Here is a 12226-nt window from a genome sequence, read left to right as displayed (position 1 = left end):
TTTCCGCAGCTGCCGGTGTGATGCGCCGCAACCGTTGGTCGTCTAGCTTGCGGTCCCCAAAAAACAATGAGCGCACTCATGCAAAAGCTGTTGAACGAGATACTCGATGAAGTACGGCCGCTGATCGGTCAGGGCAAAGTCGCCAACTACATCCCGGCCTTGGGTGATGTTGTTCCGGATCAGTTGGGTATCGCGGTCTACAGCAATGATGGCGAACTGCACCATGCCGGGGATGCCACGACGCGCTTCTCGATCCAGAGTATTTCCAAAGTGTTCAGCCTGGTGCAGGCCATCGGCCACTCGGGCGAAGACATCTGGCAACGGTTGGGCCATGAGCCGTCCGGTCAGCCGTTCAATTCCCTGGTGCAGCTGGAATTCGAGCGGGGCAGGCCGCGCAACCCGTTCATCAACGCGGGGGCTCTGGTGATCTGCGACATCAACCAGGGGCGCTTCGCCGCGCCGTCGCTGTCATTGCGCGACTTCGTGCGGCGGCTATGCGGCAACCCGGAGGTGATCTCCGATTCGAAAGTCGCCGAATCCGAATACCAGCACCGCTCGCGCAATGCCGCAGCAGCGTATTTGATGAAGTCGTTCGACAACTTCCATAACGACGTGGAAGACGTGCTGCGCAGCTATTTTCACCACTGTGCGATGAGCATGAGTTGCGTCGATCTGGCGCGGGCCTTTGGCTTTCTCGCCAACCAGGGATTTTGCGTACACAGCGGTCAGCAGATTCTTACCGCTCGGCAGACCAAGCAACTCAATTCGATCATGGCCACCAGCGGCTTGTACGACGAAGCGGGCAACTTCGCCTACCGGGTCGGCCTGCCGGGCAAGAGCGGCGTCGGCGGCGGTATCGTGGCGGTTGTGCCGGGCCGGTTTTCGGTGTGCGTCTGGTCGCCGGAACTCAACTCGGCGGGCAATTCCCTGGCTGGCATGGCGGCGCTGGAGAAACTCAGCGAGCGCATTGAGTGGTCGGTGTTCTGATCAATGCGCAGGTCGATCCAGAGATCCGTTTTATACCTGTGCACAGATCAGATCCAGTGTTGTCCCTTGCAGTGACGTCCACAAGACACATTAAGGTCATTCAGTTAGCCGGGTTGTTGATCTGAGCCCAATTGCACCTTGGCTAGCTTGGCGGCTTTCTGAACATCTATCAGCTGTAGCCATTCGCTCAACAGCGCATCAAGATCTTCCCGATCGGCTTGGTCGCCGAATACGTCCCTCCAGCTGATGAGCCGTTCGGCTTGCGCCTTGAGACGTTTGCGAGCGCGCTTAAGCTCTTTTTCTTCGCTGAGCGAAAGTGCAACTATTCGCCCACGGGCGTCATTGAATAGCGCTTGCAGTTCCAATTGGCTAACGCCCTTGAAGCGCGGATCGGCGCTGCTGCGTACCTGAGAGTAAAACTCAGTAAAAGTGCGTGGCACCCAGACGTTGATTTGTGCCTCGATATCTCTGATCTGTTCGTTGAGCTGTTCGGTTTCTTTCGTGCTGAACAACTTTCCGTTGCGCTCGGTCACACTGACGCGCCACCGCAATAAATTAGCAAGTGCGGCGCGGCTATAGCCGCTGTTACTTGAGTGTTCGCTTGCGGACATTACTGTGCCAGTGAAGGTCCTGCGCTCCGGCATGTCTCCCAGCAACTGAATCTCTGCGGCATACAGAGCGCAGGTTTGTTTTTCAATGCTCGCGCAGCCCGGCTGCCAGAGCAGCGTTGCTTCACTGCCTGCGCCCGGTTTACGCGGCATGAAGTGTCGTTGTTCACCGTGATGTTCGAAGTCCGCGCCCTTCATGTTCACTAATCCACCGGCCAGCATTCCCCAGCTCCATAGGCTTGTTCCTTTGCTGGCGACCAGCATCACCGTTGCCCCCAAGGCAGATTTCCATTCAGCATCCATCCAAGTAAATGGAACTCCGGGAACCGGGTCGTTGTGATTGACAATCCGGTGATGTGTGAGGTCCTTCGCTTCTCGCACGAATACCGCGTCTCCAGCGCGGGGCGCGCCGAAGGTGTAGAGCTGGACATCATCTGAATACGTTCTGCGTATCCATTCAGCTACCAGTAACGCGATAGCTCCGCCGAGACTGTGCCCAGTTATCAGGAAAGTTTGTTTATTCTTGTAGAAAGCGTCTATATATCTCCTCAGATATTTTTTTGTCGATGTGAAGGCTGTATGGAATCCCCGATGAGCATTGCCTAACCCATCTTCGTGCTCTGTTTGGCGGGCATCCAGATCGCGACCGATATCGGCAAATTCCTGAGTGCCTCGTAGTGAGATTAAAATGACTTGATCGCTATGAGTAATATACGCTTGGGTGTCTGTGGCGTTAGTCAGGAAGTGGGCAGACTCGGGAAAGGTCCAGCCATCGAGCCTTTCAGTAACATAGCGATCAGGGTTGTAGGGCAGGACCTCCAGGCGTTTAGAATAAGGAACTTCCTCACATAACAAATGGTAGGGCGTGGCATCATTAAACAGAGTTGGTTTTTTGAGTTGGCCCAGATGCTGTTCCAGTACATTGCCAATCGAGCCAGGATTCTCGTAGGGTGGGATGCCAGGTTCCTGCTCGTCTGTCCGTTGGTAATGGAACGGCGCATAAGACAACGTGCTCATTAGCGCCAGATGGTAGTTGTTCAACGCACTGAAGGTCTTGTCCCGGGAAAAAAGCCGACGCCAGGCGCGCAGTGCCTTAACTTCAAGAACATGGTGCATATTGGGACACAAGGGCAAGCCTGGTTGGTCGTTTTTTCCAAGCTCATGAAACATGCGCTTGAACTCACTCGATCTTGCTTCAGGCGGTCGATGTTCGGACAGTATTGAATCGGGTAAATGCGCCGCATGCCATTTGCTGACAAAATCCCGAACTTGTACATGGAAGTAGATAGCATTTTCGTGTTTTGCACATATCTGTGCCGGACTCATATCGTCTGGTCTGCGGTGCGCGCTGGGTGTATGTTCTGCGGCGATTTGTAGTGCGGTTAAAGGTATCGGAAATTTTTCTCGTGTAGCCAAGTACGAATACCACGGGTCCACAATAATCTGCGCAGGCGCAGAAAGATCCAGCAATAGCGGACCTTTGTAGAAGTCATCGATCTTAGCGAAACCGGTACTATCGGTTGTCCCGGTATAGGCTTGGCCTTGTCCATCATAAGCCGTGTAGCTTAAGCCCGCATAGGGTTCGCCATTACCTTGCTCGTCAACCAGGCGGAAGCTGGCCCAATGGCCACGTAATGGGCAACTTTCTTGCAGTCTGGGACCTTCAATGGGCATGCGAATTTACTCCGTGCAGTTGGGATAAACAGTGCAGGTTTTTCCGTTTATTTTAAAAGTCTTGAAACTTATAGGTTCCCGGCACCATCGCCAGTCACCCTGATGGGCGCAGGGCTTCCATCCAACTGGAAACTTTATCCAGGTATTGCGCTCTGAGGGCCTTTCCTCTGGGCTGACATCAATGTCGAGCATGATGGTTTTATTGTTTATCTGATCAAGTGCAATATAGGCGCCGGTGCCGCCGCAGTCCAAAAGCTTCTCGATTTCGTCAGGGCGTGAGCGCGCGACACTTTGCTGGAAAGACCAACGGCACTTTCCGTTCATTTTATATGTGCCATTTTCGTCAAAAGCGACGGTTTTACTGGTGGGGTGACGAAAAAAATATAGTGCCCCGTCAGCATAAGAGCTTTGCCAGTTCTGTTGGCCGTGGCGGCCTCGGATTGCCAGTCTGAGATCCAGGAGCTTCATTGCGCATGACTTTTTTGTATGATTCAGCGGGATGTCAAAACTGAATGCTTGCGGCTCACTCTTGAAGTCTGCCGAGTATTCGTAGGCATAACGCCGGGTAATAGTTTTGTCCGGGTCAAGGGTTTGCGCTTGACAACTGGCAGTATCCGGTTTCAGTGCGGTATAGAATGCAATGGCATCGATGCCGAATTCTGCTGGGAGGTTTCCTTTTAAGGTGAAGCTATCTCCAGATTTATTCATGGAGTTTATTATCTCATCGCAGCCGGTCAGGGCCGCAGTGGCGAAAATGAGCATCGGTAGTTTATATGTGTAATTCATGTTTATAGTTGTATTGTTTTGGCAGGGGTGGGTTTGCTTTTAGGGGAAATAAACGCTAGCGCCTTATGATATGTTAGAAGCTGAAGGAGACGCCGCAGGTACGTATCATCCATAAAGTCACACGCCTATGATGTAGGCTGAAGTTTTTATATGTGTAGGATATTTCGTTTAAGTGCGGGTTGTGGTGATTCGATGAGGTTTGACAGTGCTCAGGAGTCGCATTTTTGCTGTCCTCACGCAGGGTATACCGGCTCTCTTATAATATTCCCGAGCATTCCCGCTCTGGCGCTGGTCTACTGGGTTCACGTCAGCCAATGCTCCGGCTGACGGCATCCTTACTGAAGCGCCAGGGAAAGCATGTACCTGAATCGATCATTCCTGTTTTATATCGAATCGCCATGCAAGCGTGCCAATCCGCTGCTTGCATTGGCCGCCGCGCTGTTGCTCAGCGCCTGCGGCACCCAACTCAGCCAGGAAGGGCCCGAGCTGACGCCCGGACAAATCCGTGCGCAAATTTTGCGCCTGATGCCGGCCAAGGTTCCTGAGCGCGAGGCCTGGGCGGCGGATATCCAGGCCGCGTTTACCGCGCAAGATATCGCACCGACGACCCAGAATTTATGTTCGGTACTGGCCGTGGCCGAGCAGGAGTCAACCTTTCAGGTGGATCCGCCGGTGCCGGGGCTGGGCAAGATCGCGCGCACCGAGATCGACCGCCGCGCTGCTCGCCTGCACATTCCCGGCGTGCTGATTCGTACGGCCTTGCAGATTCGTTCGCCTGACGGTAAATCCTACGCCGCGCGGCTGGATGCAGCGCGCACCGAGAAACAGCTCAGCGCCATTTTCGATGACTTCATCGGCATGGTGCCCATGGGGCAAACCTTGTTCGGCAATTTCAACCCGGTTCACACCGGCGGGCCGATGCAAGTGAGCATCGCTTTCGCCGAAAAGCAGGCGAAAAGCTATCCGTATCCGGTGGCCGGGACGATTCGTCAGGAGGTGTTCAGCCGGCGCGGGGGCATGTACTTCGGCATCGCCCATTTATTGGGTTACCCGGCCAACTATCCGGCACCGCTGTATCGTTTTGCCGACTTCAATGCCGGTTGGTACGCGAGTCGCAACGCGGCGTTTCAGAGTGCGGTGAGTCAGGCGACGGGAATCAAGCTGGCGCTGGATGGCGACTTGATCCGCTACGACTCGACGTCACCCAGCTCCACGGAACTGGCCATACGTGCGTTGAGCAAGCGTCTGGACATGAACAACTCGGCGATCTTCAGTCAGCTCAAGCAGGGCGATACGCTGGAGTTCGAAGACACCAAACTGTATGAGCGGGTATTTGCGCTGGCCGACGCTGCTGCGGGTAAATCACTGCCTCGGGCGATCCTGCCGGGCATCACGCTGCAAAGTCCGAAGATTACGCGCAATCTCACCACGGCCTGGTTTGCCCAGCGAGTCGATGATCGGCGCGAGCGGTGTATGCAAAAGGTTGCAACGGGGGCTGGAGGCTAGGGCAGCTCTTCCCATTTGACCAGTTTGAGTTGGGCGCGCTCGGCGTGTTGCCGCAGGGCTTCAAGCTCGGTTCGCATGTTGGAAAGATTATGCTGCACGCCAATTCGTGCATGCAGGCAGGCGTAAAACCAGGCATCGGAGTCACTCATCGTCGAATCGGGTTGAATGAAGACCCTTCGTTCCCCCCGGAAAACGTATCGAATCTCAAAATGTCGGCCGCTCGCCATAACCATGCTATCTCTGTTGTGATAGCGCTATGACATTGGTGGCATACAGCCAGTTCCCTTGGCGTTCTTTTTTCAGCCCAAAGGTCGCCGGATCAAGGGTTGAGCTTGTCCAGAGTCGATGGGTCCGGCACGCCATCGAAGAACGTATCCAGCACATTCTGGAAGATGCGTCGCTCGGGATCTGCCACGGCGAACAGGGTCATGCTGGAATGCAGCTTCATGTCATCTGGCGAGCCGAAAATCTGCCGCGCGGTCCATTGCACCTGAGGTTCGATGATGTGCGCGCAGAGTTCCAGGCGCGGCCCCAATAGCGGATGTTGCAGGTAGGCCTGTGCTTCTTCAAGGCAGGTGATGGCGTAATATCTGGCCGTCTCGCTACGCCCCAGCCCGCTGATCTGCGGGAAGACGAACCACATCCAGTGGCTCCTCTTTCTGCCTTCGCGCAATTCAGCCAGCGCTTGCTCGAAAACGGGTGCCTGTGCGTCGACGAAGCGTTGCAGATTGTAAAAGTCGTGCATGGCACACCTTCCAGCAGATAGAAATTTATCGAGTGTGGTAGTCGGCGACGGCCTTATGATGTGCCAGTTTAGCCGCTGAACCTCTGCGCTGCGCCGGGTTCGATAGACGTTCATCCCATCGTTTTGTCCGAGAGTTTTCCCGCGCATGCCTGTTGTCAGCCGTTTCGCCGCATTTTTCGATCAGGCACGCCGTGCGCTGGGATTGGTCTGGACCACTTCCCGGGGCTTGTCGCTGGGGCTGGTGGTCGCCACCTTGCTGGCGGGCGTACTGCCAGCGCTGGCTGCTTTTTTGGGGCAGCGCATCGTTGATGCGGTGGTCGCCGCCATGCAACTGCATGCCGACACCGGCAACGCGCCGCTCTGGCCGGTGTTGCGTTATGTGCTGATGGAGGCAGGTGTGTTGGGCTTGCTGGCCGGCACTCAGCGGGCCTTGTCGGTCCAGCAGTCGTTGTTGCGTGTGCAACTGGGGCAGCAGGTCAATACGTTGATTCTGGAGAAGGCGCAAACCCTGTCACTCAGCCAGTTCGAGGACTCGGAGTTTTACGACAAGCTGGTGCGGGTGCGCCGCGAAGCCTCGACCCGACCGCTGGCATTGGTGACCAAATCCCTGGGGCTGACCCAGAACCTGATTTCCCTGATCAGCTTTGCGGTGTTGCTGGTGCATTTTTCGCCCTGGGCGCTGCTGATTCTGGTGTTGGGCGCGTTGCCGGTATTTTTCGCCGAAGCGCATTTTTCCGGCGATGCCTTCCGCTTGTTTACTCGCCGCGCCCCGGAAAGCCGCCAGCAGAACTACATCGAAACGCTGCTTTCCCATGAGACCTATATCAAAGAGGTCAAGCTGTTCGGCTTCGGTCCTTTGTTGCTGCAGCGTTATCGCGACACGTTCGCGCGGTTGTATGCCGAAGACCGCCGCTTGACCTTGCGCCGCGACGGTTGGGGCTTTCTGTTGGGGCTGCTCGGCACTGCGGCGTTTTATCTCGCTTATGCGTGGGTAGTAGTGGACGCGGTGCATGGCCTGATCACGCTGGGCCAGATGACCATGTATCTGGTGCTGTTCAAGCAAGGACAAGGCGCGGTGAGCAGCAGCCTGAGCGCCATCAGCGGACTTTACGAGGACGGCCTTTATCTGGCCGATCTGTATGAATACCTCGGGCAACCCGTCGCCGTGGAAGTCGGCGGCGTGACCGAAGGTACGTTGCCTGGCGATGGCCTGCGTTTTGAAAGCGTGAGCTTTACTTATCCGGGTTCCAGCCATACGACCCTGGAAAACATCGACCTGCATCTGGCGCCGGGTCGCAGCGTTGCGCTGGTGGGCGAAAACGGCTCCGGCAAGACCACGCTGATCAAGCTGTTGACCCGTCTGTATCGACCGAATCAAGGGCGCATTCTGCTCGACGGCAGCGATCTCAACGACTGGAACGAAGACGCGCTGCGGCGGCGTATCGGCGTGATCTTCCAGGATTACATTCGCTACCAGTTCATCGTTGGCGAGAATCTTGGCGTCGGCGATATCGACGCCTTCAGCGAAGAACAGCGCTGGCGCGATGCCGCCAGCCAGGGCATGGCAGCAGAGTTCATCGAGCGGCTGGACAAGGGCTACGCAACGCAACTGGGCCGCTGGTTTGCCGGTGGTCAGGAACTGTCCGGCGGCCAATGGCAGAAAATCGCCCTGTCACGCGCCTACATGCGCCGCAACGCCGACATCCTGATCCTCGACGAACCCACCGCTGCCCTGGATGCCGGCGCTGAAGCGGCAGTGTTCGAGCATTTCCGCGAGTACGCCAAGGGCCGCATGACCCTGCTGATTTCCCATCGCTTTTCCAGTGTGCGAAATGCAGATCACATCGTCGTGCTGGACCAGGGCCGGGTCCTGGAACGCGGCGACCACGCCAGCCTGGTGGCTGCGGGCGGGCGTTATGCCACGCTGTTTGATTTGCAGGCGCGTGGGTATCGCTGAGGGGGGCGATTCCCGCGCCAGCCACGATCTGAAGCAGTCATTGACGCAATGACTGACCCAGATCATGGTCAGGGTCGGACAGCTGCTGCTATACAGCAGGATGCATTGATCGCCGCGTTGCGCTGCAGCGGCGGTCAGGTTTGCTCAGGTTTCCGTGGCCTCAGTGTCTGAACTGTCACGAGTGAGCGATATCCCTAATGTCCGTTTTGATGGAAGGAGTGATATCCGTGAAAGCTCTCGTCTACCAGGGGCCAGGTGAAAAATCCTGGGTCGATAAAACCGATCCTGTCATTGAAAAGCCCACTGACGCGGTGGTGCGCATCCTGCACACCACGATTTGTGGCACTGACTTGCATATCCTCAAGGGCGACGTACCTGCTGTGACGCAGGGGCGAACCCTCGGGCATGAAGGCGTAGGCGTGATCGAGGAAGTCGGTTCCGCCGTACGCAATTTCAAAAAGGGCGATCACGTGCTGATCTCCTGTGTCACCTCCTGCGGCAGCTGCCCCAACTGCAAGCGTCAGCTTTATTCCCATTGCGCCGATGGTGGCTGGATTCTCGGCCACTTGATCGATGGTACCCAGGCTGAACAGGTGCGCATCCCTCACGCGGACAACAGCCTGTACCCGATTCCCCCAGGTGCCGATGAACAGGCGCTGGTGATGTTGAGCGATATCCTGCCCACCGGTTTCGAAATCGGTGTGCTGTCGGGCAAGGTCAAGCCCGGCGATGCGGTGGTCATTGTCGGTGCCGGTCCGATCGGCATGGCGGCGCTGCTGACGGCACAGTTTTACTCGCCCGGCATGGTGATCATGGTCGATGTCGATGCCAACCGTCTGGAGGTGGCCATGCAGTTTGGCGCGACCCATGCGCTCAATCCCGGCCAGGACGATGTGGTCGCCCGGATCTTCGAACTGACCGATGGCATCGGCGCCGACGTCGCCATCGAAGCCGTGGGCATCCCCGCGTCGTTTGATACCTGTCAGCAAATCATTGCCCCGGGCGGACATATCGCCAACGTGGGCGTGCATGGCAAGAGTGTCGAGTTGCATCTGGAAAAACTCTGGATCCAGAACATCAATATCTCCACGGGGCTGGTCAATACCAACACCACGCCGATGCTGATGAAGACCGTCCAGGCCGGGAAGATCGAGCCCGGCAAACTCATCACGCACCGCTTCAAACTGGAAGACATCCTTCAAGCCTACGAGGTCTTCGGCAACGCCGCCAAGGAGAAGGCCATCAAGGTGGTGTTGTCTTCATAAACCGGTGTTCAACCCGCCGGTCCACGGACCTTCTTCGTCCATCGAGCACTGCCAGCGGGATGCTCCACATCCGCTGGGCAGTGCTGTCCTGTTCGTCGCCCGCCATCGGACCAATCCGGCCCAATCGGGCTGAGCCGTCTACGCTGCACCTTTGCCATGGCATTCGAAGCCTTTACAACGATCCTCTGGAGCCGTCATGTATACCTTCAATCCACTGCTCTCCAGCGCTGACCAAGCGCCCGCGTCAACCACCCTCAACGCTTCCCCCGACAGTACCGGCCCGCTGAGCGACGAGTTGCTGCAGCGAATGCATCGCTACTGGAATGCCGCCAATTACCTGTGCGTCGGCCAGATCTACCTCAAGGCCAACGCCCTGTTGCGCGAGCCGTTGACGGCCCGGCACATCAAGCCCCGTCTGCTGGGGCATTGGGGTACTTCCGCCGGGCAGAACTTTATCTACGTGCACTTGAACCGGCTGATCAGTGAACAGCATGTCGAGGTGGTGTACATCTCCGGTCCCGGTCACGGCGGGCCGACCCTCAACGCGTGCGCCTGGCTGGAAGGCACTTACAGCGACGTGCATGCCGAGATCACCCCGGACGCCAACGGCATGCTGCGTTTCTTTCGCAGCTTCTCCACGCCAGGCGGGATTCCCAGCCATTGCGGGCCGCATACGCCCAATTCCTTGCATGAAGGCGGCGAGCTTGGCTATTCGCTGGTCCACGCGTTTGGTGCGGCTTTCGATAACCCGGATCTGCTGGTGGCGTGCGTGATCGGTGACGGCGAGGCTGAGACCTGCCCGCTGGAAGGCAGCTGGAAAAGCATTCGCTTCCTCAACCCGCTGCGCGACGGCGCGGTGTTGCCGATCCTGCACCTCAACGGCTACAAGATTTCCGGCCCGACGGTTGAGGCGCGTACCGACGACGTGGATTTGATCGCCTTGTATAGAGGGCGCGGCTACGAGCCGATCATCGTCGCCGGGGACGATTTGCCGGGTATGCATCAGCGTTTTGCCGCGGCACTGGACAGTTGCTATGGCGATATCCGTGACATCCAGCAACGTGCCCGACAGTACGGCGACGTGGCCCGCGCGCGCTGGCCGATGATCATCCTGCGCAGCCCCAAAGGCTGGACCGGCCCGAAAGTCGTGGATGATCTGCCGGTCGAGGGCACCTTTCGCGCGCATCAGGTGCCGCTGGCCAATGTGATTCAGAACCCGGCGCACCTGGTTCAGCTGGAAGCCTGGATGCGCAGCTATTCGCCGCAGACGCTGTTTGACGAGGAGGGCGCGCTGGTCCCGGAACTCAAGGCGCTGAATCCGCCGCTTGCGCTGCGCATGGGCGCGGTGCCCCACGTCAACGGCGGGCGGGTGCTGACCGCGCTGGACTTGCCGGATTTTGCCAACTACGGCCTGGAAGTGCCCGGCCCCGGCCAGGTGATCGCCGAAGCGCCGCGCAAACTCGGGGAATACCTGCGCGACGTGATTCGCGCCAATCCGGACAACTTCCGCGTATTCGGGCCTGATGAAACCAATTCCAATCGACTCAACGCGGTCTTCGAAGCCACCAACCGGACCGCTGCCGGGCCGCTGCTGAGCATCGATGAACACATTGCCACTGACGGCCGGGTTATGGAGGTTCTCAGCGAGCATTTGTGCGAAGGCTGGCTGGAAGGCTATCTGCTGACCGGCCGCCATGGCATGTGGTCGACCTATGAAGCCTTCGCCCAGGTGGTGGATTCCATGGTCACCCAGCACGCCAAATGGTTGCAGCAAAGCCGGGAGTTTCCATGGCGCCGGCCGCTGGCTTCGCTCAACGTGCTGCTCACCAGCCACGCCTGGCGTAATGACCACAACGGTTTCAGTCACCAGTCCACCGGTTTTGTCGATAACGTCCTGCAACGCCGTTCGGATGTGGTGCGGATCTACTATCCGCCGGATTCTAACTGCCTGGTCAACGTGTTCGATCACTGCCTGCGCAGTCGCAATTACGTCAACGTGGTGACCTGCGGCAAGCAGCCGGACTTTCAGTGGCTGGATTTCCAGGCCGCGCTCAAGCATTGCTCCCAGGGCGCCTCGATCTGGAAGTTTGCCAGCAACGACGACGGCGAGCCGGATGTGGTGCTGGGTTGCGCCGGGGACGTGCCGACCACCGAAGCCGTCGCCGCCGCCTGGTTACTGCAAAAGCATGTGCCAGGCATTCGCGTGCGTCTGGTCAACGTGGTTGATCTGGGCACGCTGAGCAGTCCGCAACAGCGGCCGCATGGCATGGATCACGTGTCCTTCGAGGCGCTGTTCACCCGGGAAGCGCCGGTAATGTTCGCCTTCCACGGCTCGACCTGGGTGATCCATTCCATGGTCCATGGCCGGGCCAACGAAGCGCGTTTTCATGTGCGCGGCTTTTCCGATCAAGGCACTACCACTACGCCATTCGACATGGTGGTGCTCAACAACATGAGCCGTTATCAACTGGCGCTGGATGCGCTGAGCCATGTACCGCGCCTGCGGCTGCAAAGCCAGGATGCGATCAGCTATCTCGAAGGCCAGCTGCGCGCTCATCACGCCTACATTCGCGAGCATTTCGAGGACTTGCCGGAGATCCGCAACTGGCGCTGGACCGACGACTTCAGCGAGTCCGACAGCCCGCCGCCGTTGGCCAAAGGGCATACCCGGGGGCAAACCTTCACTGACGCTTGATCC

Annotated in this window: 9 protein-coding genes; 5 read left to right on the top strand and 4 right to left on the bottom strand. The window is 57.8% G+C overall.

Going from position 1 to position 12226, the window contains the following annotated elements:
* The first annotated feature begins 78 nt into the window (after positions 1-78).
* Entirely contained in the window at positions 79-987 is a 909-nt protein-coding gene (gene glsB / locus AABC73_RS17695; protein ID WP_341520296.1) for a glutaminase B, read from the top strand.
* Between the two features lie 104 nt (positions 988-1091).
* Here the strand turns inward: glsB and AABC73_RS17690 are convergent, their stop codons facing one another.
* Positions 1092-3269 (bottom strand): lipase family protein, encoded by a 2178-nt coding sequence (locus tag AABC73_RS17690; protein WP_341520295.1) that lies wholly within the window; start codon positions 3267-3269, stop codon positions 1092-1094.
* 6 nt (positions 3270-3275) lie between these two features.
* Entirely contained in the window at positions 3276-4055 is a 780-nt protein-coding gene (locus AABC73_RS17685; protein ID WP_341520294.1) for a hypothetical protein, read from the bottom strand.
* 357 nt (positions 4056-4412) lie between these two features.
* Between AABC73_RS17685 and AABC73_RS17680 the strand changes: the two genes are divergently transcribed.
* Positions 4413-5561, top strand: a complete 1149-nt coding sequence (locus AABC73_RS17680; RefSeq protein ID WP_341520293.1) for a DUF1615 domain-containing protein — start codon at positions 4413-4415, stop codon at positions 5559-5561.
* Here the strand turns inward: AABC73_RS17680 and AABC73_RS17675 are convergent.
* Complete coding sequence (locus AABC73_RS17675) at positions 5558-5788, bottom strand: DUF6555 family protein (protein ID WP_341524273.1); 231 nt, start codon at positions 5786-5788, stop codon at positions 5558-5560. The genes AABC73_RS17680 and AABC73_RS17675 overlap by 4 nt on opposite strands.
* A 92-nt stretch (positions 5789-5880) precedes the next feature.
* Positions 5881-6306, bottom strand: coding sequence for a DUF1810 domain-containing protein (locus tag AABC73_RS17670; protein ID WP_341520292.1), 426 nt, complete (start codon positions 6304-6306; stop codon positions 5881-5883).
* Between the two features lie 145 nt (positions 6307-6451).
* On the opposite strand from AABC73_RS17670, the gene AABC73_RS17665 reads away from it, so the two are divergent.
* The 3 genes from AABC73_RS17665 to AABC73_RS17655 all read left to right on the top strand — a co-directional run bounded on the left by AABC73_RS17665 (position 6452) and on the right by AABC73_RS17655 (position 12223).
* On the top strand, positions 6452-8263 hold the full coding sequence (locus AABC73_RS17665; RefSeq protein WP_341520291.1) for an ABC transporter ATP-binding protein: 1812 nt from the start codon (positions 6452-6454) through the stop codon (positions 8261-8263).
* Positions 8264-8490: 227 nt separating this feature from the next.
* A complete protein-coding gene (locus AABC73_RS17660) occupies positions 8491-9528 on the top strand; it encodes a zinc-dependent alcohol dehydrogenase family protein (protein ID WP_341520290.1) in 1038 nt (345 codons plus the stop codon).
* Between the two features lie 196 nt (positions 9529-9724).
* On the top strand, positions 9725-12223 hold the full coding sequence (locus AABC73_RS17655; RefSeq protein ID WP_341520289.1) for a phosphoketolase family protein: 2499 nt from the start codon (positions 9725-9727) through the stop codon (positions 12221-12223).
* The last annotated feature ends 3 nt before the right edge of the window (positions 12224-12226 follow it).

The sequence above is a fragment of the Pseudomonas sp. G.S.17 genome (assembly GCF_038096165.1).
Lineage (GTDB): Bacteria > Pseudomonadota > Gammaproteobacteria > Pseudomonadales > Pseudomonadaceae > Aquipseudomonas.
Note: the sequence above shows the minus strand (reverse complement) of the source record. Positions and strands in the feature narration are given on the sequence as shown.

Coding starts and splice junctions, on each gene's coding strand:
- AABC73_RS17665 (WP_341520291.1), top strand. CDS start 6,452: ATGCCTGTTGTCAGCCGTTTCGCCGCATTTTTCGATCAGGCACGCCGT.
- AABC73_RS17690 (WP_341520295.1), bottom strand. CDS start 3,269: ATGCCCATTGAAGGTCCCAGACTGCAAGAAAGTTGCCCATTACGTGGC.
- AABC73_RS17685 (WP_341520294.1), bottom strand. CDS start 4,055: ATGAATTACACATATAAACTACCGATGCTCATTTTCGCCACTGCGGCC.
- AABC73_RS17675 (WP_341524273.1), bottom strand. CDS start 5,788: ATGGCGAGCGGCCGACATTTTGAGATTCGATACGTTTTCCGGGGGGAA.
- AABC73_RS17655 (WP_341520289.1), top strand. CDS start 9,725: ATGTATACCTTCAATCCACTGCTCTCCAGCGCTGACCAAGCGCCCGCG.
- AABC73_RS17670 (WP_341520292.1), bottom strand. CDS start 6,306: ATGCACGACTTTTACAATCTGCAACGCTTCGTCGACGCACAGGCACCC.
- glsB (WP_341520296.1), top strand. CDS start 79: ATGCAAAAGCTGTTGAACGAGATACTCGATGAAGTACGGCCGCTGATC.
- AABC73_RS17680 (WP_341520293.1), top strand. CDS start 4,413: ATGTACCTGAATCGATCATTCCTGTTTTATATCGAATCGCCATGCAAG.